Below are 22,586 nucleotides of genomic sequence, written 5' to 3' on the forward strand. Positions count from 1 at the left end.
TTCTAGTGGCCGGGGTGCACCGCATCGTTGAGGTACATGCAGGTCAGGACGGCAAAGACGTAGGCCTGCAGGAAGGCAACCAGAAACTCAAGACCCGTGATCGCGACAGTCATGATCAGCGGGAGGATCGAGCCGGCAACACCGAGTGCACCGAGCGCGCTGAGCGAAGTCACGAAGCCGGCGAACACCTTCAGCGTGATGTGACCGGCAAGCATGTTCGCGAAAAGACGGACGGAAAGGCTGATCGGACGCGAGAGGAAGGAAACGACCTCGATCGCAACCACCAGCGGCACGACGACGGCGGGAACGCCGCTGGGCACGAACAGCTTGAGGAAGCCAAGCCCGTGCTTCATGAAACCATACACGATGACAGTACCGATCACCAGCATGGCCAGCGCGAAGGTGACGATGATCTGGCTGGTCACCGTGAAGAAGTAGGGCACCAGTCCGAGCAGGTTCGCCACGAAGACGAACATGAAGAGCGAGAACACCAGCGGGAAGAACTTCATGCCGTGCGTTCCGGCGCTGTCCCGCAGCATGTTCGCGATGAACTCGTAGGCCATCTCTGCGACGGACTGCGCGCGGGTCGGGATCAGGCCGCGGTTCGAGGTGCTCAGGAACAGGAAGGCGCCGGCAGCGGCGACAGTGGCGACCATGAATGCCGAGGCATTCGTGAACGACAGGTCCAGCCCACCAACCTCGATCGGAATCCACTTGGAAATCTGAAACTGATGAATTGGATCCGTGGCCACTGAAGTACCCTCACTTCGTTGCGGTGTCTTCCGCTTTATTTCCTTTGCGGATCATCGCCGCCATTGCCTGGCTTCGCTGACCCAAACTCAGCAACCCGCCCTGTCGCACGCAGGACGTTCAGAACACCTGCCGCGAAACCGAGCAGCAGGAAGACGATCAGACCCCAAGGCGTGGTGCCGAGAAGCTGGTCGAAAAACCATCCCAGTCCTATACCCACCACGACACCGCCGATGAATTCCCCGGATAGCTTGAACGCGTTTCCGAATCCCCCGCCTTTGGTGTTTTGCGCGCCGCCCTCACCGTTCGATGCGGACTGGCGCGCTGCCAGGGCATCTTCGAGTTTCCGCCGCCGCTGTTCCAGGTCGTCAGGCCCGTTCTGTTCTGCCATCGGAACCTCCAGCAGCCGGCAAAACCTCGAAGAATGACCGTCTCGAAGTCGCGGGCAACATAGTGAGAGGCATTCTTGCAGTCAAGCCGCGTAAATATCCTCTTGCTGGACGATTAACAGCAATGAAAACAGGACTTTAATTCACTGCGACAATGCGCCTGCCTCAGGCGGACCCAAAATCCGGGGAGAATCTGCGCATTTGTGCGTCCGATAAAGGTCTCTTTTCGAGGGTTCCGCGGCCTAGTTCCAGCCGCCACCGTAGGTGCGATAGAAGATGTGCCGTCCGATCTGGGTGAGCCTTTTCATCGTCTTCGCCCACTTGGGACGCACATATGTTGCGTGATAGTGCGTCGAACTGCCGACGCTCTCCAGCCAGATCTTCCCAGCGGTCACCGCCATCGCGACTTCCTTGGCGATCCGGTAGTGCGCGGGGCTGGTAATGCGGTCCTTGATCCCGTCGCAGGCGAAGGAGAACTGGCAGCGGTTGTACCAGTGATCGTTCTGGTAGACCACGCCGCAGATCGTGTTGGGATAGGCGGGATTGCGCACGCGGTTGAGCACCACCTGCGCGACCGCCGCCTGTCCCTCGATGGGCTCGCCCTGCGCCTCGAAATAGATGGCCTCGGCCAGGCACTTCTGCTCCTTCTCGCTGAAAACGTGCGGCGGCAGCGGCGCCTTGGCCCACATATGGTCGCCCGGGTCGATCGGCGGAATGAAGCGGCCGTCATCCTCGTCGCGCAGGATGCTGGCGAAGGGGGAGGTGCGCGCATAATCCGGCTCCGCCGGAGCATAGGCCGTGGCCAGGACGTCGGCCTCGTCGTTGTTCACGAGCTTCGCGACAGCCGGAAGCATGTTGGGCTCGCGCTTCTTCTTCTGTTTGACGTGGAAGGCGGAAGCAATCTGCACTTCCTTGCCCTTTACCTCCGGTTTCACGAAGGCCATGGGTATCTCGCCAAGCGGCTCGGATTCCAGGAACGCACCGGTCTGTTCGATGATGGATCCCGCATTGAACATGCTAGGCGGCGCAACTGGCACGACCTGCACCACGCGGCCCTGCTTTTCGTCCCGGTTCACGCGCTGCTCGTCGGATGTCGATACCGGTGTCTTGTTCTTGGAACGGAAAGCCACCTCGCCGATGCCCGGCGCCACCATGCCGCTGCCGGAAAGCGCGTCCAGTCGGGAATCGGCGTCGGAGAACGGCATTTCGGCCTTGTGAATGGAGCCGGCGACGGACTGCTCGATCACCGCTGCCCATCGAGTTTCCGACTCGGCGCCAGAAATGAGGCTTGGAATATCCTGATAAGCCGCGACCGTCGGGAAACCGAGCCAGATGGCCAGACCGAGCAGAGTGGGTCCCAGACGCGACCGTTTCTCTACCGGAATACGACTCGAACGCGGGACTGAACGGAACACCCCAACCTCACACACATATACTCGTACGCCGCTGTTGAGGTGGAAATTATTTGATTAACCTTGATCGAAGGTTAATTCGCCATCCAGCTTGATCATTGATTTCATTAAGAAATCGGTAAGATGTGTGGCGGCCGACACTTGAAGCCTGACCTGCCCCAAGGCGCCCAAAAGAAAACCCCGGCCGTGGCCGGGGTCTCGGGTTCGCATTCTGAGTGAGCCTTCGGTCAATCCCTCTCCTTCGCCTTTCCGGCGAACGGATTCTCGGACGTGCGCAGGATGACGCGGATTGGAACACCGTAAATGTCGAAGGCTTCCCGCAGGTTGTTGATCAGGTAGCGGATATAGGTCTGCGGCATCACCTCGGGACGCGAACAGGAGATGACGAATCCCGGGGGCCGCGTCTTCACCTGGGTCATGTACTTGACCTTGAGGCGGCGGCCGGAAACCGCGGGCGGCGGGTGCATCTGCGTCGCGCGCTCCAGCCACCGGTTGAGCTTTCCGGTCGAGACACGCCGGTTCCAGACCTTGTGGACCTCGACGGCCGTTTCCATCATGCGGTCGAGCCCGCGGCCCGTCTCCGCCGAGATGGTGACGAACTTGAGCCCCTTCACCTGCGGCAGCAGGCGCTCCACCTTCTCGCGCAGTTCCGCCAGCATCTCCTGCGGGTTCTCGACGAGATCCCACTTGTTGAAAGCGATCACCGGCGCCCTACCCTCGCGGATGATCAGGTCGGCGATCTGCAGATCCTGCTTGTCGAAGGCCTGCGTGGCGTCGAACACCACGATCACCACCTCCGCGAACCGGATCGCCCTCAGCGTCTCGCCCACGGACAGCTTCTCGAGCTTCTCCTGCACGCGGGACTTGCGGCGCATGCCGGCGGTGTCGGCGAGCTTGATCGGCCGTCCCCGCCACGTCCAGTCGACGGAAATTGAATCGCGCGTGATGCCGGCCTCCGGTCCCGTCAGCATGCGCTCCTCGCCGAGCAGCGCGTTGATGAGCGTGGACTTGCCCACGTTCGGACGGCCGACGATGGCAATGCTGAGCGGCTTTGCCGAATCATAAGCCGGCTCTTCCGCATCCGGGTCGATGTCGTCGCCCTGCAGCGTGTCGTTGACGTGAAGGGCGCGGCGTTCCTCTTCGTCCTGCGCCTGCTCGATCCGCTCACCGGCAATTTCGGCTATCGCGTCACGCAGCTCCGGCATGCCGATGCCATGCTCGGCGGAAATGGCAATCGGCTCTCCGAGCCCAAGGCTGTAGGCTTCCATCACGCCGGCTTCCGCACCGCGCCCCTCGGTCTTGTTGGAGACCAGGATCACCGGCTTGCCCTTGCGGCGGACCAGATCGGCGAAGGTGTGGTCGTCGGGCATGATGCCGGTCCGCGCGTCCACCATGAACAGCACGAGGTCGGCCTCGTCGATCGCCCTCTCGGTCTGCTGGCGCATGCGGCCCTCGAGCGTCGGCGCCGCGGCGGATTCGAGACCGGCCGTGTCGATCACGTCGAAGCGCAGGTCCTGCAGCCTTGCCGGATGGATGCGACGGTCCCGCGTCACGCCGGGCGTGTCGTCCACCAGCGCGATCCTGCGCCCCACCAGCCTGTTGAAGAGCGTCGACTTGCCCACGTTGGGCCGGCCGACGATTGCCACCTTGAAAGCCATTATGAGCCCGATCCCGTCCCGGAAATAAGCTCGGCCATCATCTCCGCCCGCTCGCGGACACCCGCCGGGGCCTCGCTGTCATTGAGAATTTGCTCGAAGAGCGACAGTGCCGTCTCGCGGTTGCCGTCCTTCCATGCGGCGAGCGCCAGAATCTCGCGCGCCGAGTGGCGCATCGGATTGCTGTCGGCCGTCATGCTTTCCACCCGTGCGGCCACATCCGCGTAAGTGCCGTTATCGACGAGCAGCATGCCGGCCCTGAGGCGCGCCATATCTCGGAACACGCCGGGCGCCGAGCTGTCGTTCGCAACCTCGTCGAACGCGGCAATTGCCTCGGCCGCCTTGCCTGCGTCGGCCAGGATCGTTGCTTCGCGCATCCGCGCCAACATCGGATAGGTGCTGACGCCGCCCTGCCGCAGTTCGTCCAGCTTGGCCACGGCTTCCTCGGTCTTGCCCTGGGCGGCGAGGTCGAGTGCCTGCGCGAACTGGTCACCGGCCTGGTTCGCGCGGCTCGTGGTCCAGCTCTCATAGGCGACATAGGCCGCCGTGCCGAGCACGATCAGCGCGGCTCCGCCAATCACCACCGGCCCGAAGCGCTTCCAGAGGCTCTTGAGCTGGTCCTGGCGAAGCTCTTCGTTGACTTCGCGAATGAAACTGTCGTCCGACATGAGATTTCTCGTTCCTGAGCCGGACACGCGCCCGGCGCTTATGGTCTTGTGGGCTTTTTAACGAAAATTCCCGCACATGGAAGGGGGAGCGGGGAAAACACTTCCCCATCACGTCCCGGCCCCCGGCGGTCGAAATCCTGTGAACAGCCGGGTCCGCATTCCAATCCGGCCACATTCCCGCGGTAGCGAACCGGCTTTACCGTTTCCGAAAAGAAGAATCATGTCTGCCAACCGTATTGCGATTGTCACGTTTTCGCTGCTGTCCGCGCTTTCCCCGGCCCACTCCGGTCAACCCTCGGCGCAGTTTGGGACGCCGCCGCAATACGTTCTGATCTCCTTCGATGGCGCCGGTCCTCTCGCACAGTGGGAGCGCAGCCGCCGGCTGGGCAGGGAAGCGGACGCCCGCTTCACCTATTTCCTGTCGTGCGTCTACCTGCTCACGCCCGAGACCCGCGGCATGTACACAGCCCCCGGCAGCCGCGGCCCGAAATCCAACGTGGGCTATGCGGCCGGTCGGGAAGAGGTGGCTGCTCGGCTGCAGCACATCTGGTCCGCCCGCGCGGAGGGGCATGAAATCGCCAGCCATGGCTGCGGTCATCTCGACGGGGGCAAGTGGTCGGCTGCCGACTGGCAGCACGAGTTTGCCCAGTTCGCCGCCGTTCTTGAGAACGCCTGGCAATTGAACCGGATCGACGGTGAGCCCGTGGGCTGGAGACGCTTCGCCCGCAACGAGGTCATCGGCTTCCGCGCGCCCTATCTGTCTTCCTCCGGCAGCCTCTTCAAGGCGCTGAGGGCCAGCGGCTTCACCTATGATGCCAGCACCGTCTCCCGCGCTCCCCTGCCTGTACCGCGAGAAGATGGCGTTTTCCGCTTCGCGCTGCCCCTCATTCCGGAGGGACCGGCCCAACGGCCGATTATCGCCATGGATTACAACCTTTACGTCCGCCATTCGCGCGGCGAGGAGGACCTGGCGGCCGCCGACATATATGAGCAGCGCGCCTACGAGGCCTTCATGGCCGCCTTCCGACGCGAATACGAGGGCAGCCGCGCGCCGCTCCAGATCGGCTTGCACTTCACGCTGATGAACGGCGGCGCTTACTGGCGTGCTCTCGAGAGCTTCGCCAGGGACGTTTGCCGGCGCAATGACGTCCGCTGCGTATCCCACCGCGAATACCTGGAGCAAACCCATGGGATCCATCCGGACCGCCGCATAGACGGCTAACCAAATTTCCACGCGGAAACTGCCGGACGTTCATCTGCGGTACATGTTCCACTCCATAAATTTCCGCCCGCTGGCGACCGGCCGATCCGTTTCTCGATAGCCGGATTCGTTAGCTTGGGAACAAATTGTGCCGCGACGGAATTATTCTGCCGCTGAATGATCTTGGAGAGTCCGATGAAAAAGCTCCTATTGGTACTGCCGCTGGTTCTGGCCGGGGCTGCCGCATGCACACCCACCCAGCAGGGTGCGGCGATTGGTGGCGTCGGTGGCGCTGCAATCGGCGCGGCCGTGGCAAACGACAGCGTTGAGGGTGCTGTGATCGGCGGTGCGGCGGGCGCAATCGCTGGCGCTCTGATCGGCCGCGCGTCGGAAGGCAGCAACCAGTGCGTCTACCGTGACCAGTACGGACGCCGCTACACCGCAGCCTGCCCCCGCGGCTACTACTAAGACAATGCGCAACATGCCTCGAGGCCGGAGCTCGCTTCGGCCCTGAGGCGGGTGCCATGATGTTGCGAAGGACAACATTGCCCGGCGGGCCTGCGGATGTCGCCTGAAACATACGCAGCCGGTGTCAAGCCTGGCTCTGGCGATGATTCGCCGCCTGACGTGCGACACAACAATATTATTGAGAATTGTTCGCCCATGGTGCATGGTGCGCCCATCGACAGGGGCGCTCGACCGGGCGGGCAAGCCGAAACTCGTGCTGCCGCGCTCGCAGGGCTGAGATGACGGGAAACCGTCGGTCCCTTTGAGCTGATCTGGGTAATGCCAGCGGAGCGAGGCGACGATGTTTTCAGGCGCGCAGATTTCCTTGTATCCAATGTCCGACGATTTCGTCGGCATCATTCTGGGGGCGGTGAAGGCCCTCGATCCCTACCGCGAGAACTTCCGCATCGAGACCGACGACCTCTCCACCCTGCTTGTCGGGCCTCCCGAGCAGCTGTTTCCCGCAATGCGGGATCTGTTCGTCCATGCTGCGAATGCAGGCAAGCATTGCGTGCTCGCGGCAACCGTCTCCCGCGGCTGCCCCGGTGAACCGGATGACCCGATCTGCACCCCCAATTCAGAGCTCGGCAATCAGGCGCCCCTCGCCGATCGGATCGCCGCCGCGAAGGCAGCCGTGGCGTCGGCCCCGGTGACGGGCTTGACGGTCGCGGCCCAGTTTTCGCTCTACCCCCTTGGCGCGGCGCATCACATGGACGAGATCTACGGCTGCATCGACTTCGTGAAACAGTCGGGTGTCTTCGACCGCTCGAAGAATTTCTGCACCAAGCTCCGGGGAGATGCCGGCGCGGTCTTTGCCGCCATGTCGGAAGCGTTCCTCCGCTTCGGCGCGCCGGAAGGCCACGTGGCGCTCGACCTGAAGGTCTCCGCTCACAGCCCGACGCCGGTGTAACCTTTCGCGGAAATCCCGGGAAACCCGTTCATCCTCAACTGAACCGGCTCCGCAGATCACGTCGTCCCTCTTCAAACGGGCTTTCCACTTCTTGCGCTTGCGGCGGAAGCCTCGAAGTGCCAGCATTTGGCCGGTATCGCAGAAATGCTGCGGGAACGGTTTTCCCTTCTGAAGATTGGAAAGCCGTTCCGGAGGAGGAAGATCCCGGTTCCCGCCTTCTTGTGGAATGGGGAACCGCGTTTCGGAGTATTCAACGTTTCCGGTCTGGAGGTCGTCATGCGCCAGCTTGTCCGTCGTCTGTCACTGGTCTCGCTTGCAGCCATGCTTGCGTCTCCGGCTTTGGCCGTTGACGAAGTGTTCGAAACCGAAGGGCCGTCCATCCGCGTCCAGACGGTCGTTAATGGCCTGTCCCATCCCTGGGGCCTCGCTTTCCTCCCCGATGGCACCATGCTCGTGACGGAGCGCAGCGGCAATCTCCGCCTCGTGACCGACCGCCTGTCGGACCCGATCGCCGGCGTGCCCGAGGTCGATGCCCGCGGCCAGGGCGGTCTGCTGGACGTGGCGCTCGATCCGGCATTCGAGCAGAACCGCCTCGTCTACCTGAGCTACGCCGAGGCTGGCGAAGGCGGCAACAGCACGGCAGTCGCGCGCGGCCGTCTGAGCGACGACAACGCGCGCCTCGAAAATGTTGAGGTCATCTTCCGGCAGCAGCCAAAGGTCCAGAGCCAGCTCCATTTCGGCTCGCGCCTCGTCTTCGATCCGGAGGGCCACCTCTTCATCACGCTGGGCGAACGCTCCCACGAGCGCTTCCGCAGCCAGGCGCAGGAGCTGAACTCGCACCTTGGCAAGATCGTCCGCATCAACCCGGATGGCTCCGTGCCTGCCGACAATCCGTTCGTAAACCAGGAAGGAGCGCTGCCCGAAATCTGGTCCTACGGCCACCGCAACATCCAGGCGGCCGCCCTCAATCCCGTGACCGGCGTGCTGTGGGAGATCGAGCATGGCCCCCGCGGCGGTGACGAACTGAATGTCATCGAGCCCGGCGCCAACTATGGCTGGCCGATCGTCACCCTCGGCATCAACTACGACGGCACGACCATTGGTGAGGGCTTGCAGCACAAGGACGGCATGGTGGATGCAATCCGCACCTGGACACCGGTCATCGCCCCCTCCGGCATGATTTTCTATCAAGGCGACGCCTTCCCCGACTGGAAGGGCAATCTTTTCGTAGGTGGTCTCGCCTCCACAGCGCTTGTCCGTCTCACCCTCTCGGGCGATAGCGTCACCGGCGAGGAGCGCCTGCTCGAGAGCCTCCGCTTGCGCATCCGCGACGTGGCCGAAGGCCCTGACGGTTCCATCTACGTGATCACCGACGAGGATAACGGCGAGATTCTGCGCATTACGCCGGCGCAATAGGATGGCGCGCGGCTCGTCCGCGCTCATCCACAGCCGCTGACTAATATGGTTTACGACCGCATTTAGTATTTCTTGGTGATTGTTCCGTAGCGTACCCGTGCAGACGTCTAACAGCGCTTGCTGTGAGTTCTCAGGTGCGGGTTTCCATGCGTAGTTTCGGCAAGTCGGCGATTGCAGTGCTTTGTGCGGCCTTGCTTGCGGGCTGTTCGTCGCGCGGTATGACGATCGAGCAACTGCTGGCGGACCTGTCCTACGAAACCACCGCCTCCGTTTCGGCCCACGCGCCCAAGCATTCGGCACCAGCCTCGCCTGCGCAGTCCGCGTCATCCCAGTCGCAGACCGGCCTTCCGCCCACCGCCCTGGCGATCGCTCCCGTTGAAGGTCAGGTCCAGACAGCCGCCCTGATGGTTCCCTCGCCTCGCCGCGCCGCACCGCGCAAGCGGGAAAAGCAGAGGGTCTACAGCCAGCGCTTCAGGGACGCAAAGCCCATCAATTTCGGCAAACACGCACCGCACCGCCTGCCGGTGCATGGCGTCGACGTGTCCCGCTGGCAGGGTAACATCAATTGGACGGACCTTCGCCTGCACGGCGCGAACTTCGTCTACATCAAGGCCACCGACGGCGTTGACCACCTCGACCCGATGTTCCACAAGAACTGGCGAGAGGCACGCGAGGCCGGCATGAAGCACGGCGCCTACCACTTCTTCTACTGGTGCAGCCCTGCCGCCGACCAGGCCGACTGGTTCATCCGCAACGTTCCGCGCGAGCCCGGCGCGTTGCCCCCGGTGCTCGACGTCGAATGGAACCACCTGTCCCAGTGCAAGAAGCGTCCCTCGCGCCAGCAGGTGATCGAGAAGATGCGCGTCTTCCTCACCAAGCTGGAGAAGCACTACGGCCAGCGCCCGATCATCTACACCGCGCCTGACTTCTATCGCGACAACCTCCAGGGCGAGTTCCTCGACTATCCGTTCTGGCTCCGCTCCGTCGCCGCCCATCCCTCGCAGGTCTATCCGGGCCGCAAGTGGGTCTTCTGGCAGTATTCCGGCTCCGGCCTGTCGGGCGGCGTCTCCGGCAAGATCGACCTCAACGTTTTCAACGGCAGCGAGCGCGACTGGCACAACTGGGTGGCGCACAACACTCACTGATCCAAACGAAACGGCGGCTGCGGGGCCGCCGTTTTCGCATGAGCCCAGGGTTTAGGCTGCGGATGGCCCCGGATCGTCCTCCGGCGCCCAGTGGCCGACACCTGCCTGCTTGCGCCGCCCCGGAAAGGCGATGACCTCGGCCACATTCCTTTGAGTGGCCACGGTGTCAGGCGTGGCATTCCGCGGCGCAACCTTCACCAGGGTGATGTTTTCCCGGCACCCGTCGTCGGTCTCCACAACAACCGCGGAGCCTTCGAGCAGCCCGAGAAGTGCCAGCCCCCGCAACCCGCCGATGGAGAGCTGGTCGGAACCTGTTTCAGGCTTCTCCACCAGCCGGTGGGGACCATAGGAGACTCCGTTGACCGTATAGGTCACCCAGCTGCCAAGACGGGCTGCGTTCTCGGGCAGATCCGCCGCCAGGTAGATCCGGCCGTGGCGCGCCTTCCGTCGCAGCATGCGCGCATAGGCCGTGTCCTCTCCTGCAAATGCCGTGACCATCCCTTCGAGAATGAGATGGTCCCCCGAGGTCAGATGCCAGGATACTCCGTCTGTCGTCATATCTCTGCTCCTGCCAGTGCAGGATCCGGCGAAGCCGTTCGGAATAGAAAACGGACGCATGCCTCAATGCATTGCGTCGTGCGGACCCTGCGGTTTCAACCTGTTTGTGATGGAGATCGACGCTGTCGTCGGGAATGTCTCAACGCTCGCGCCGGCTGCATGTCATCAGCCCCGGGTGACGGACGGACGTCCGCACCGGGGCTATTCGCCCGCGATGGGAATGACCCTCAATGCGCAGCCGAGGCGGCGAAAGGTTCGCTTCAGTCTCATGGCGGTTAGCTTGCCCTCTGCCCCGGGAAAGTCAAGCGCGCCCTCCGGCCGCTCCCCGTGGCGGATAAGCTCGGCACTTGCAATCCGCTATCGGAAGCAACATGTTCACAGGGAAATTGTCCCCACAGGCCCCAGCGTCGTTCCGCGCACCGGCGGGAACTTGCGCGAACGGCCCCCCTCCCCTATAGGACCCAGCGAAACTTTGTGTCCCGGGACAGGGAACTGCGAACACCACCATTGGGTTTGGTCGACAAGCCTGCGGGCCCGCCCGGCGCGCGGATCGGCCAGCCGTAACCGGACGTGAGGCCAGAACATGTCAGAGCTTTCAACGCCCTACTATCTGATCGACAAAGCGAAGCTGCTCGCCAACATGGAGATCATGGACCGCGTCCGCGAACAGTCCGGCGCCAAGGTCCTGCTCGCCCTCAAGTGCTTCGCCACCTGGTGCGTGTTCGACCTGATGAACAAGCACATGGACGGCACCACGTCCTCCTCCCTCTACGAGGTGAAGCTCGGCGCCAAGCATTTCGGCGGCGAGACGCACGCCTACAGCGTGGCCTATGCCGATCACGAGATCGACGAGGTGATCGCCAATGCCAACAAGATCATCTTCAACTCCCTCTCGCAGTTCGAGCGCTTTACCGACCGCGCGAAGCACATTCCGGTGGGCCTGCGCCTCAACCCCGGTGTCTCCTCCTCGGAGTTTGACCTGGCCGACCCGGCCCGTCCCTTCAGCCGCCTCGGCGAATGGGATCCGGCGAAGGTGCTCCCCGTGATCGACCGCATCGACGGCTTCATGGTCCACAACAACTGCGAGAACAGCAACTTCGAGCTGTTTGATCAGCTGCTCACACGCGTCGAGGAGCGTTTCGGCGAACTGTTCTACAAGGTGAACTGGGTAAGCCTCGGCGGCGGCATCCACTTCACCGGCGAGGACTATCCGGTCGACCGCTTCTGCGCGCGCCTCAAAGCCTTCTCCGAAAAATATGGCGTACAGGTCTATCTGGAGCCTGGCGAGGCCGCGATCACGAAGTCGACCACGCTGGAGGTCACCGTCCTCGACAAGGTGGTCAACCAGAAGGAACTGCTGATCGTCGACTCTTCCGTCGAGGCGCACATGCTCGACCTGCTCATCTACCGCCAACCGGCCAAGATGGAGCCGAATGCGGGTGGTTACGTCTATCAGGTCTGCGGCAAGTCGTGCCTCGCGGGCGACATCTTCGGCGAATTCCGCTTCCCGCAGCCAGTCGGGATCGGCGACCGTCTGTCCATCCAGGACGCCGCCGGCTACACGATGGTCAAGAAGAACTGGTTCAACGGCGTCAAGATGCCGTCCATCGCAGTGAAGGAGCTTGACGGCTCCATCCGCCTTGTCCGCGAGTTCGATTTCGCGGACTATGAAGCTAGCCTTTCATGAGGTAGTTAGATCCACCCGTCCCTTGGAAACGTAAAAGGAGTGTTCCCGGCGAAATGAAAAAGAATGTCCTTATCATAGGCGCTGGCGGTGTTGCCCAGGTTGTGGCGCACAAATGCGCGCAGAACAACGATGTACTTGGCGATATTCATATCGCGTCGCGCACCGTTGCCAAATGCGAGGCAATCCGCGCATCGATTCATGAGAAGGGAAATCTGAAAACGCCGGGCGTGCTGGAAGTTCACCAGCTCGACGCTCTGGACATCGAGGCCACCAAGGAGCTGATCCGCAAGACGAAGGCGAGCATCGTCATCAACGTCGGCGCGCCCTTCATCAATATGTCGGTGCTCCAGGCCTGCATCGAGACCGGCGCGGCCTACATCGACACTGCCATCCACGAGGATCCGCTGAAGATCTGCGAGACCCCGCCGTGGTACGGCAACTACGAGTGGAAGCGTGCCGAGGCCTGCGAGAAGGCTGGCGTCACCGCCATCCTCGGCGCCGGCTTCGACCCGGGCGTCGTGAATGCCTACGCTGCTTTGGCCGCCCAGGAATACTTCGACACGCTGGACTCCATTGACATCATCGACGTCAATGCGGGCAACCACGGCCGCTACTTCGCCACCAACTTCGATCCGGAGACCAACTTCCGCGAGTTCACGGGCCGCGTCTGGTCGTGGCAGAACCGCCAGTGGACCCAGAACCAGATGTTCGAGATCCGCAAGGAGTGGGATCTTCCGGTTGTTGGCACCCGCACGACCTACATGACCGGCCATGACGAGATCCACTCGCTGTCGAAGAACCTCGACGTGCCGTTCGTCCGCTTCTGGATGGGCTTCAGTGACCACTACATCAACGTCTTCACGGTTCTGAAGAACCTGGGCCTCCTGTCCGAGCAGCCGATCAAGCTCGACAATGGCCAGGAAGTGGTGCCGCTGAAGGTGGTCAAGGCTGTCCTGCCGGATCCGGCTTCTCTCGCCCCGAACTACACGGGCAAGACCTGCATCGGAGACCTGGTCAAGGGCAAGAAGGACGGCAAGGAGCGCGAAGTCTTCATCTACAACGTGGCCGACCACAAGGAGGCTTTCGAGGAAGTCGGAAGCCAGGCGATCTCCTACACGGCTGGCGTTCCGGCCGTCGCCGCGGCGATGCTGATCGCCACCGGCGAGTGGGACGTCAAGAAGATGGCGAACGTGGAGGAGCTTCCGCCGCGTCCGTTCCTCAAGGTGCTCGACAAGCTGGGTCTGCCGACCCGCATCCGCGACGAGCAGGGCGACCGCGAGCTGAGCTCCACGTTCTGATCACGCCGATCGCATAGTCACCAACATAAGGTGGCGCGGCATCTCCCGCGCCGCCTTTTTTGTACCCCCGTTCCCTCTGAGGGCCCCAGCACCCCTGCCTCCGGTACTTTGTTATCGGGTGGAACCTTTCCCGCCGCCAGCACTTGTACCCGCAGACTTCTCAACCCCAAGACATTCCCCGGAGGAACTGGAAATGGCGAAAGAAAAGACCCTGGACGACCTCTTTTTGGATACGCTCAAGGATATCTACTACGCCGAGCGCAAGATCCTGAAGGCGCTTCCCAAGATGGCGCGCGCCGCCTCGACCGACGAACTCAAGGCTGCCTTCCAGCAGCACAAGGAGGAGACGGAAGGCCAGATCGAGCGCCTGCAGCAGATCTTCGAGGTCCTCGGCAAGCGCGCACAGGGCAAGACCTGCCCGGCCATTGATGGCATCATCGAGGAGGGCGAGGAGATCATGGAAGAGTTCAAGGGCATGCCTGCCCTCGACGCCGGCCTGATTTCGTCCGCCCAGGCAGTGGAGCATTACGAGATCACCCGCTACGGCACGCTGAAGCGCTGGGCCGAGGTACTGGGCCTTGCCGAAGCGGTGAAGCTTCTCGACGAGACCCTGCAGGAAGAGTCGAAGACCGACGAGTCCCTGACCGTGCTCGCCGACGCCTCTGCCAACGAGATGGCCAAGGCCGCCTGACCGGTTTCCGGATTGTTCGATGAAACCGTCTGCGCTCCGGCGCGGACGGTTTTCTGTTGTCTGAAATGACTTCAGATCACTTTCACGGTGATGCGGCCGACGCCTTCTATGCTGGCTTCCATCACGTCGCCGCGCTGGACCGCCCCAACGCCCGCGGGTGTGCCAGTCATGATGATGTCGCCCGGCTGCAGCTCGAAATAGCGCGAAAGCACCGCGATCATCTCCGGCACCTTCCAGATCATCTGGTTGAGGTCGCCTTCCTGCCGCACCTCGCCGTTGACCGTGAGCTCCACCCGGCCCCGGGCGGGATGCCCGATCCGGCTGGCGGGAACCAGGGGCCCGCTCGGCGCCGACGCCTCGAAGCTCTTTGCCACTTCCCACGGACGGCCCAGCTTCTTCGCCTCCGCCTGAAGGTCGCGCCGCGTCATGTCCAGCCCGACGCCATAGCCGTAGACATGCTCCAGCGCCGCATCGACCGGAATGTTCTTGCCGCCCTTGTCCAGAGCAACCACCATCTCGATCTCGTGATGCACATCCGAGGTCTCGCTCGGATAGGGGAACGTGCCGTCCGTGATCACCGCCGCCGGGTGCTTGAGGAAGAAGAACGGCGGCTCCTTGTCCGGGTCATGCCCCATCTCCACCGCATGTGCGGCATAGTTCCGCCCGATGCAGAATATGCGGTTGACCGGAAAGACGTCGCTCGTACCCTCCACCGGCAGGACCGGCACGGGATTGGGCTGAATGACGAACCCTGCCGCCTGTCCTGTCCCGTGCGCTGAACTCTCACTCATGATCGGCTCCCAAATCGTGCGTCGCGTGCGACTGCATAGCATGTTTTCGGCCGTTTCCCAGCGCTTGTCCCGCGCCATCCACGGCCATTGGGAACGTCATCCGAATGCTTTTCAGCAGCGGGGGGCAGAATTGCGGCCTGGGTGATGTTCACTCCGCCGCTTGCCGTTTCGCTTCGTCGGGCGCGAAGGCAAAGGGCATCAACCCCTCGCGGATCACCTCGGCCACCTTCTGCGCTGCCAGCGACGGCTGGCGCGTGGAAGGCATCAACAGCCAGATGCCCAGGCTGATGGCGGGCAGCAGAGGCCGTCGCGCGATCCTGTCCGGCCCCCATCCCAGCCCCACGAAGGGCGGCACGATCGCTATTCCCGCTCCTTTGGCGACGAAATCGCAGGCCGTTTCCGACATGGGCACCTCCACATGCACCCGTCTCTGCACGCCCTGCAGCTGGAATGCCCTGTCGATGGTCATGATCGAACAGTCGCTGCGCTGGGTGCCGATCAGCCGTTCGTGGCGAAGGTCTTCGATGTTGATGACCTCCCGCCCTGCGAGCGGGTGGTTGGCCGGAACGGCGCAGTCCATCGCGAAGCTGGCAATGGCCTCGTCCTGCACATGCGGATGCTCGAACGGCTGGAAGCTCACCCCGATGTCGATCTGCTGAGCGGCCACGAGCTCCGCCACGCGCGGGCTTGCCTGGTTGAGCAGCGTCACGCGAATATCATTCTGCGCGCCGAGCATGTCGCCGAGCACCAGGCCCAAAAAACGTGCGGAAAGGGCCGCCGGGGCCGCCACCGTCACATGACCCCATTCCCGGTCGCGCACGGCGCGCGCCAGGCGGCGAATGCGGTCCGTGCCCGCGAACAGACGCTCCACCTCGCTTGCGAGAATCCTGGCATCCGCCGTGGGCAGCATCCGGCCGCCGCTTCTGGTGAAGAGCTGGAAGCCGCAGCTTTCCGAAAGTGCCTTGAGCAGTTTGCTCACCGCCGACTGGGAAATTCCGAGCCGTTCGCCGGCAAGCGTGACGGAGCCGGTCTCCATCACCACGTGAAAGGCTTCGAGCTGACGAATGTTCACGGCTTCCCTCCCCCGGCTGCCGCACGATCATGAGTTCCTGGAATAATGTCCGGAAGAATAGCCATTTGACAATCATGAAATAGCACCGTGCAATACCCCCAGGATGTCTGCTCACACATCTCGACGAGGGGATAATGAAAACGACGGCGATCTTTGGCGTTCTCGCAGCGCTCGTAGCGGCACCGGCACAGGCTCAGGTCTTGAGCGTCTGTCTGGAAGGCTCTCCGGAAATCTTCAATCCTGAACTGACAAGCAACGGCACCACCATCTATGCTCTGGGCCAGATCTATGATGGTCTGGTCACGGTCGAAGCCGGCGGTTCCAACATCGAGCCGGCGCTTGCCGAAAGCTGGACCGTTTCCGACGACGGCAAGACCTACACGTTCAAGCTGCGCCAGAACGTGCAGTGGCAGTCGAATAACCTTTTCACGCCGACGCGGACGATGAACGCGGACGACGTCATGTTCACGTTCGAGCGGATGATGAACAAGGATCATCCGTACTATTCGGTCAGCGGCGGCAACTACATCACCTTCAACGCCAAGCTGGCGGACATCATCGACCGGATCGAGAAAATTGACGACTACACCGTCGCCTTCACGCTGAAGAACCCCTACGCGCCGTTCATCGGCACGCTGGCCCACGGGTCGCTTGCGATCACATCGGCGGAATACGCGGATGCCATGCTGAAGGCGGGAACGCCCGAACAGCTCGACCTGCAGCCCATCGGCACCGGCCCATTCAAGCTGCAGGCTTACCAGTCCGACACGATGATCCGCTTCGAGCCCTTCAAGGAGACCTGGGGCGCCCAGATCGGCGACCGGAGCCGCACGCCGCTGGTGGATTCCGTCGTGATGGCCATCTCCAGCGACGCTTCCGTGCGCCTTCAGCGCGCACTTGCCAACGAGTGCCTGATCGGCCTCTATCCAAACCTCGCGGACCGCGAGACGATCGAGCAGGCTCCCAATGTCGAGGCCGTTCGCACGCCCGTCGCCTCGACCGGCATGCTGCACTTCAACTTCCGGCTCGAAAAGTTCAAGGACAAGCGCGTCCGTCAGGCGCTCGCCCAGGCCATCGACATGAAGAGCCTGGTGGAGGTCGTCTACAGCGGCATGGGCCATGTCACCGGTGCCGTCATCCCGCCTGCCCTGTGGGGCCATGCCTCCGACATCGGCCCGTGGGAGTATGATCCGGAAGCCGCCAAGGCGCTTCTGAAGGAAGCCGGCTTCGACGACGGCCTGTCCGTCCAGCTCTGGGCCGTGCCGGTCTCCCGCCCCTACATGCCGAACGGACGCCGCGCCGCCGAGATGATCCAGCAGGACTGGGCCAAGATCGGCGTGAATGTGGAGATCATGACCTATGAATGGGCCGAATACATTGACCGCGCCCGCAAGGGCGAGGCCGAGATCGGCATGTTCGGCGGCATCTACGACTTCCCCGACCCGAGCCAGATCCCGAACAACTATCTCGCCTGCAGCTCGGACAATGTCCCCAATCCGTCCAACATCGGCGCCTGGTGCAATCCCGAATACAACGAGATCATGACCAAGGCCGGACAGATCACGGACCAGGAGGAGCGCACCAAGCTCTATCACCGGATCCAGGAGATCGTGCATGAGGAGGTTCCGGTGGTTGTTCTCGGCGGGGCAGACCACATCACCATCGTCAACAAGTCGGTGAAGGGCTACGTGCCCGCCATCTTTGGAACCTCTCGGCTTTCAGGAGTGACTGTCGAATGAAGATCGCCGTGATCGGCGCCGGCATGCTCGGCGCCAGCACCGCCTATCACCTTGCCCTTGCCGGGCATCAGGTCATCGTCTTTGACGAGGGCCACCCCGGCAAGGCCACCCTCGCCGGCGCCGGCATCGTCTGCCCTTGGGCCACCAAGGCGGATGATGAAAGCTGGTATGCGCTCTATGCCGCCGGCGCCCGTTACTATGACCAGCTGATTGCGGACCTGACCGCCCGCGGCGAGTCGCAGGTCGGCTACCGCAAGGTCGGCGCCCTCGTCGTGGCCGACGATCCAGCAGAATTCGACGCCGCGGCCGAGCGCCTCGCCCGCCGCACAGCCGCGGCGCCGGAAACGGGCGGTTTCCAGGAAATCTCCCCGGAGCAGGCGCGCGACCATTTCCCACCGCTACGCGAGGACATGAAGGCCCTGTTCGTGCCGGGCGGCGCCCGTGTCGACGCCCGTCTTCTGTCTGCCGCCATGCTGCGCGCGGCCGTAGCCGCCGGCGCCGAACTGCGCAGCGATCTGGCAACCCTCCAGCTCCTGAACGGCCGCGCCATCCTCCGCGATGGTCGCGACCAGGAAGTGGCGGTCGACCAGATCGTCGTGGCAGCCGGTGCCTGGGCCTCGCGCATCCTGGCGCCGCTTGGCCTGAACCACCCGGTCGTGCCGCAGAGAGGACAGATCGTGCACCTGTCCCTGCCGGGAGTGGACACCTCCCGTTGGGCCGTCCTCCTGCCCATGGCCAGCCACTACCTGCTCGCCTTCGACGACAGCCGCGTCGTGATTGGCGCCACGCGCGAGAACGGAACCGGCTTCGACTATCGCGTGACGGCCGCTGGACAGCACGAGGTCTTGAGCGCAGGTCTGCACTTTGCCCCGGGTCTTGCGAACGCCACCATCCTTGAAACCCGCGTCGGCTTCCGTCCGGCCGGCCCGTCCATCACGCCGATCCTGGGGCGCGTGGAAGGCATCGAGGGGCTGGTCATCGGCAACGGCCTTGGCGCTTCCGGTCTCACCATCGGCCCCCTTGCCGGCAAGCTGCTCGCAAGCATCGCGGTCGGCGAAGACCCGGGCTTTGATCTCACCCCCTACACCCCCCACCCGCGGATGACCTGAAGGAACAAGAATGATCAAGCGTCACAGAAAACACCGCATCATGCACGGTGCGGTCGAGCATAACGGTGTGCTCTATTGCGGCGGCCACGGCGCCTCCGACGTGAACCTCGACATGGCCGGCCAGACCCGCCAGATCTGCGAGAAGCTCGATGGACTTCTGGCGGAGTGCGGCACCGACAAGACCAAGATCCTGCAGGCCCGCATCTACCTCACTGACATGTCGAAGAAAGAGGAAATGAACAAGGTCTGGGTTGAGTGGATCGGCGAGGACCATCTGCCCGCCCGCGCCACCATCGGCGTGGCGGATCTGGGCGATCCGCGCAGGCTGATCGAGGTGGTGATCACGGCCGCCGTAGACTGATCCCTTTGCGCGGTGCCTCATCCCCCCATTCCACATTGATCTTTTCTGGAACACTGCCATGAAAGAGATACGCAGAGACGATCGCTACGCCACTCGGGAGAAATACGCTTCGCTGCGCGGCATTCGCGAAGCCGCGCGCCGCAAGCTTTCCGATGTGGAATGGAACTATCTCCATTGCGGCACGGGGGATGAGGTTACCGCCCAAGAAAACGTTGCCGCCTTCGACCGCTACCTGTTCGACGCTCCCCTGTTCACCGGCGTCAGCAATCCCGACACGCGCACGACCGTTTTGGGCTACGAGCTGACATTCCCGGCCTTCACGGCGCCGTTCGGCGGCGGCGAAACCCTTTTCCATCCCGACGGCATGCTGGCCGTGGGCAGAGCTGCCCATGCGGCCGGCATCCGGCAGATGGTTCCGGTTGCCGCCGGCCATTCGCTCGAGGAAGTGCGCGCCGCCTCTCCCGCCGCAGTCATCTTCCAGATGACCTTCTGCGGCGAGGAGGCACAGGTTCTCGACATGATCCACCGCGCGAAGGATGCTGGCTACGAATACATCTGCGTCACCTTCTCGCCCATCCGCCAGTGGCGCGAGCGCATGATGGAGGACCGTTTCTCGATCCCCGGACAGGGAACCCCTTCCAACTTCGGCCCCGGCAAGTCGGACATCCGCATGCTGGAGGAACTGCTCGACTTCACCCAGCCCCGCTGGACCTGGGAGCAGGCGGCCCGCGTCATGGCGGCCTCACCGCTGCCCTGCATCGTCAAGGGCGTGGGCAGTCGCAAGGACGCCTACAATGCCCTGAAGGCGGGCGCCGCCGGCCTCTATGTCTCGAATTATGGCGGCCGGACGGTCGATCGCGTCCCGGCGGCCATCGACACCCTTGCCGAAGTCCGCGAGGAAGCCGGTCCTGACGTGCCGATCATCTTCGACTCCGGTATCCGCCGTGGCAGCGACATCGTCACCGCCATCGCCCTTGGCGCGAACGCCGTCGCCCTGGGACGCATTGCCGCTCTCGGGCTCGCCGCCGATGGCGAGGAGGGCGTGAAGCGCGTGCTCGACCTGCTGCGCGACGAATTCTGGTCCACCATGGGCCACCTCGGTTGCAGTACAATCAGCGACCTGACGCCGGCCATCTTCCGGCGTCGCGGCGATCAGCGCCCGAATTGATCGCGTAACAACCAGGCATGGGGCGAACCCTCATGCCTGGACCGGACCATGTCAGGCCCCACAGCGGCAACCGCGCCAACGCACTCCGCAAGTCCCCCGCCCCCGGGATAACTTCATCGCAGCGCAACAGGCCCCTTCCCCGCGCGTCCGCGCTTCTGCATGATCCCTTCTGTTCGCCAAAGGCGGCGGGCGTGTCACCGCGCACCGTCTGGAGAGGGGGGGCTTCATGCAGGGAGAACAGCCCGATACGCAAATTAGCCAGGCGCGTTTCGTCATGGTCGCGCTCGTGGCCGGCATCCTCACCGGCATCTTCGGCGGTCTGTTCCATCTGATCATCGAAAGCCTCATTGAATGGCCCGCCTGGCTGGCCCGCCATCTCCACGGCTGGCGGCTCGTCGCTGCCTGCGGCCTCGTCACCATGGCCGCGACGGTACTTGCCGTGTGGCTCACCCGCCGCTACGCGCCGGAGGCGGGCGGCAGCGGCGTTCCCGAGATCGAAGGATCCATCGAAGGGCTGCGCGAGGTCCGGTGGCCGCGCGTGCTGCCGGTGAAGTTTTCCGCCGGCATCGCCGCCATTGGTTCCGGCCTGGTGCTCGGCCGCGAGGGCCCGACCATCCACATGGGCGGCTCCGCGGCGCTTGCCGCCGCCGACCTCTTCCGTGTCGATGGGAGCGATCGCAGGGCGTTGCTGGCAGCAGGAGCTGCGGCGGGCCTTGCCTGCGCCTTCAACGCCCCCATGTCCGCCGTGCTTTTCGTGATCGAGGAAACGCGGCGGCAGTTCCCCTACAGCTTCCGCACCTACATGGGTGTCTTTGCCGCGGCCCTGGCCGGCACCACGATGACCGAGATGATCTCCGGCTGGCAGCCCTTCATGTTCATCGAGACGTCACGCGCGGCGCTGAGCGCCCTGCCCGCTTTCGCTCTGCTCGGGGCTCTCCTCGGCATAGTGGGCGTGGCCTTCAACATCGGCATCCTGCGGATGCTGGACTTCGCGGCCACGGTCCAGCGCCGCATACCCTATGCCTGGCCCGCCGCCGTGGGGTTCGCCGTCGGCGCCCTGCTCGTTCTCGCCCCGAAAACGGTAACGGGCGGCGAGCGCGTCGTTTCCGAGCTGGTAGCACATACCCCTGCCCTGTCCGTGCTCCTGCTCCTGGCGGCTGCGCGTCTCGCCACTTCGGTGGCAAGCTACTCCGCGGGTACGCCCGGCGGCATCTTCGCCCCGATCCTGACGCTTGCCACCTGCATCGGCCTTGCCTTCGGCACCGCCATCGAACTTGTCTCTCCCGGTTTGTTAAAGAGCCTGGGTATCTCGCCCGTCTCCTTCGGCGTCGTAGCGATGGCCGCCCTGTTCACCGCGTCGGTGCGCGCTCCCGCCGTGGGTATCGTGCTGGTAATGGAGCTGACCGGCGCCTATGCGCTCACTCTGCCCATGCTAGCCGCCTGTCTTGGCGCGAGCCTCGTCGCGCAATGGTTGGGCGGCCGCCCCATTTACGAACAGATGCTGGAGCGCACACTTGCCCAGGCCGAAATTGCCCCGCCTGCCGAAGGCCAACCGGAAGCGGGCCTTGCCGCAGTTCCGCCATCCGACCCGAGCCGGAGAATGCGCCATTAGCACGACACGCGGCCGAAATTGTCTCCGGGCAGGGTTGCACAAATCTCCGGGCCATGTTCCAACAATCCCAGACGGTGCTTTGCTGGTTAACGATCGGGAGGAGTCATGCGTTCATTGCTGGGATTTGGGCACCGCAATCAGGGCGAAACGACACGCCTAACGTGTGAACGAGTATCACCCGGTGCGGTTACGACCTGCCCCCGTTGTGGCCCGGCGGCTCAGGCTGCCTTCGCCCGCGTATCGAGCGATCTCAACCGCCGCCTGTTCCTGGGCGGCGTGGGAGCCATGCTGGCATCGTTTGCAGTACCGCGCGAGGCGAGCGCGCTAACCGAGCAGCCCGCCGTGATCCACCCCCATTGAACGGGTCCACCTTGAAGTATGGTTTTGACCATGAAGGAGGACCACAATGGCCAACAAGCGACACAAGCCCGACGAGATCGTCACGAA

21 protein-coding genes and 1 riboswitch are annotated in these 22,586 nt (G+C 63.4%); of the genes, 13 read left to right on the forward strand and 8 right to left on the reverse strand.

Features of this window, described 5'->3' with window-relative positions:
* Positions 1 to 2: 2 nt before the first annotated feature.
* The 5 genes from ABD906_RS02305 to ABD906_RS02325 form a co-directional block, all read right to left on the reverse strand.
* Positions 3 to 752 (reverse strand): F0F1 ATP synthase subunit A, encoded by a 750-nt coding sequence (locus ABD906_RS02305; RefSeq protein ID WP_345098002.1) that lies wholly within the window; start codon positions 750 to 752, stop codon positions 3 to 5.
* Positions 753 to 787: 35 nt separating this feature from the next.
* Positions 788 to 1,141, reverse strand: a complete 354-nt coding sequence (locus tag ABD906_RS02310) for an AtpZ/AtpI family protein (protein WP_345098003.1) — start codon at positions 1,139 to 1,141, stop codon at positions 788 to 790.
* Between the two features lie 240 nt (positions 1,142 to 1,381).
* Positions 1,382 to 2,554 (reverse strand): cell wall hydrolase, encoded by a 1,173-nt coding sequence (locus tag ABD906_RS02315; RefSeq protein WP_345098004.1) that lies wholly within the window; start codon positions 2,552 to 2,554, stop codon positions 1,382 to 1,384.
* Positions 2,555 to 2,778: 224 nt separating this feature from the next.
* Positions 2,779 to 4,209, reverse strand: a complete 1,431-nt coding sequence (der, locus tag ABD906_RS02320; protein ID WP_345098005.1) for a ribosome biogenesis GTPase Der — start codon at positions 4,207 to 4,209, stop codon at positions 2,779 to 2,781.
* Positions 4,209 to 4,874: a tetratricopeptide repeat protein gene (locus tag ABD906_RS02325; protein ID WP_345098006.1), complete on the reverse strand. Its 666-nt coding sequence runs from the start codon at positions 4,872 to 4,874 to the stop codon at positions 4,209 to 4,211. Before ABD906_RS02325 ends, der begins: the two co-directional genes overlap by 1 nt.
* A gap of 220 nt (positions 4,875 to 5,094) precedes the next feature.
* On the opposite strand from ABD906_RS02325, the gene ABD906_RS02330 reads away from it, so the two are divergent.
* The 5 genes from ABD906_RS02330 to ABD906_RS02350 all read left to right on the forward strand — a co-directional run bounded on the left by ABD906_RS02330 (position 5,095) and on the right by ABD906_RS02350 (position 10,053).
* Positions 5,095 to 6,096: a polysaccharide deacetylase family protein gene (locus ABD906_RS02330; RefSeq protein ID WP_345098007.1), complete on the forward strand. Its 1,002-nt coding sequence runs from the start codon at positions 5,095 to 5,097 to the stop codon at positions 6,094 to 6,096.
* Between the two features lie 174 nt (positions 6,097 to 6,270).
* A complete protein-coding gene (locus tag ABD906_RS02335; RefSeq protein WP_345098008.1) occupies positions 6,271 to 6,543 on the forward strand; it encodes a YMGG-like glycine zipper-containing protein in 273 nt (90 codons plus the stop codon).
* A gap of 209 nt (positions 6,544 to 6,752) precedes the next feature.
* Positions 6,753 to 6,893: riboswitch (TPP riboswitch) on the forward strand.
* On the forward strand, positions 6,884 to 7,492 hold the full coding sequence (locus ABD906_RS02340; protein WP_345098009.1) for a YkoF family thiamine/hydroxymethylpyrimidine-binding protein: 609 nt from the start codon (positions 6,884 to 6,886) through the stop codon (positions 7,490 to 7,492). It overlaps the preceding riboswitch by 10 nt.
* A gap of 276 nt (positions 7,493 to 7,768) precedes the next feature.
* Positions 7,769 to 8,908 (forward strand): PQQ-dependent sugar dehydrogenase, encoded by a 1,140-nt coding sequence (locus tag ABD906_RS02345; protein ID WP_345098010.1) that lies wholly within the window; start codon positions 7,769 to 7,771, stop codon positions 8,906 to 8,908.
* Positions 8,909 to 9,054: 146 nt separating this feature from the next.
* Positions 9,055 to 10,053, forward strand: a complete 999-nt coding sequence (locus ABD906_RS02350) for a glycoside hydrolase family 25 protein (protein ID WP_345098011.1) — start codon at positions 9,055 to 9,057, stop codon at positions 10,051 to 10,053.
* A gap of 51 nt (positions 10,054 to 10,104) precedes the next feature.
* Here ABD906_RS02350 and ABD906_RS02355 read toward each other — a convergent pair whose 3' ends face one another.
* Positions 10,105 to 10,611: a hypothetical protein gene (locus ABD906_RS02355; protein ID WP_345098012.1), complete on the reverse strand. Its 507-nt coding sequence runs from the start codon at positions 10,609 to 10,611 to the stop codon at positions 10,105 to 10,107.
* 583 nt (positions 10,612 to 11,194) lie between these two features.
* Here ABD906_RS02355 and nspC point away from each other — a divergent pair.
* From nspC to ABD906_RS02370, 3 genes are all read left to right on the forward strand, one after another.
* The gene (gene nspC, locus ABD906_RS02360; protein WP_345098013.1) at positions 11,195 to 12,298 is read left to right on the forward strand and encodes a carboxynorspermidine decarboxylase; all 1,104 of its coding nucleotides are present in this window, start codon (positions 11,195 to 11,197) and stop codon (positions 12,296 to 12,298) included.
* 53 nt (positions 12,299 to 12,351) lie between these two features.
* Complete coding sequence (locus tag ABD906_RS02365; protein ID WP_345098014.1) at positions 12,352 to 13,596, forward strand: saccharopine dehydrogenase family protein; 1,245 nt, start codon at positions 12,352 to 12,354, stop codon at positions 13,594 to 13,596.
* A gap of 193 nt (positions 13,597 to 13,789) precedes the next feature.
* Positions 13,790 to 14,287 carry a YciE/YciF ferroxidase family protein gene (locus tag ABD906_RS02370; protein WP_345098015.1) on the forward strand — a complete coding sequence of 166 codons (498 nt, stop codon included), beginning with the start codon at positions 13,790 to 13,792 and terminating at the stop codon, positions 14,285 to 14,287.
* A gap of 71 nt (positions 14,288 to 14,358) precedes the next feature.
* Here the strand turns inward: ABD906_RS02370 and ABD906_RS02375 are convergent, their stop codons facing one another.
* Positions 14,359 to 15,078: a fumarylacetoacetate hydrolase family protein gene (locus tag ABD906_RS02375; RefSeq protein ID WP_345098016.1), complete on the reverse strand. Its 720-nt coding sequence runs from the start codon at positions 15,076 to 15,078 to the stop codon at positions 14,359 to 14,361.
* 148 nt (positions 15,079 to 15,226) lie between these two features.
* Positions 15,227 to 16,150, reverse strand: a complete 924-nt coding sequence (locus ABD906_RS02380; RefSeq protein ID WP_345098017.1) for a LysR family transcriptional regulator — start codon at positions 16,148 to 16,150, stop codon at positions 15,227 to 15,229.
* A 134-nt stretch (positions 16,151 to 16,284) separates the two neighbouring features.
* Here ABD906_RS02380 and ABD906_RS02385 point away from each other — a divergent pair, with 134 nt between their 5' ends.
* The 5 genes from ABD906_RS02385 (at position 16,285) to clcA (ending at position 22,139) form a co-directional block, all read left to right on the forward strand.
* Complete coding sequence (locus tag ABD906_RS02385; RefSeq protein ID WP_345098018.1) at positions 16,285 to 17,889, forward strand: ABC transporter substrate-binding protein; 1,605 nt, start codon at positions 16,285 to 16,287, stop codon at positions 17,887 to 17,889.
* Positions 17,886 to 18,998 carry an NAD(P)/FAD-dependent oxidoreductase gene (locus ABD906_RS02390; RefSeq protein ID WP_345098019.1) on the forward strand — a complete coding sequence of 371 codons (1,113 nt, stop codon included), beginning with the start codon at positions 17,886 to 17,888 and terminating at the stop codon, positions 18,996 to 18,998. Before ABD906_RS02385 ends, ABD906_RS02390 begins: the two co-directional genes overlap by 4 nt.
* A 10-nt stretch (positions 18,999 to 19,008) precedes the next feature.
* Positions 19,009 to 19,359 carry a RidA family protein gene (locus ABD906_RS02395; RefSeq protein WP_345098020.1) on the forward strand — a complete coding sequence of 117 codons (351 nt, stop codon included), beginning with the start codon at positions 19,009 to 19,011 and terminating at the stop codon, positions 19,357 to 19,359.
* A 58-nt stretch (positions 19,360 to 19,417) separates the two neighbouring features.
* A complete protein-coding gene (locus ABD906_RS02400) occupies positions 19,418 to 20,527 on the forward strand; it encodes an alpha-hydroxy acid oxidase (RefSeq protein WP_345098021.1) in 1,110 nt (369 codons plus the stop codon).
* A gap of 226 nt (positions 20,528 to 20,753) precedes the next feature.
* Positions 20,754 to 22,139 (forward strand): H(+)/Cl(-) exchange transporter ClcA, encoded by a 1,386-nt coding sequence (gene clcA, locus ABD906_RS02405; protein WP_345098022.1) that lies wholly within the window; start codon positions 20,754 to 20,756, stop codon positions 22,137 to 22,139.
* Positions 22,140 to 22,586 lie beyond the last annotated feature (447 nt).

It is taken from the genome of Chelativorans composti (genome assembly GCF_039541695.1).
In the GTDB taxonomy this organism is placed as follows: Bacteria; Pseudomonadota; Alphaproteobacteria; order Rhizobiales; family Rhizobiaceae; genus Chelativorans; species Chelativorans composti.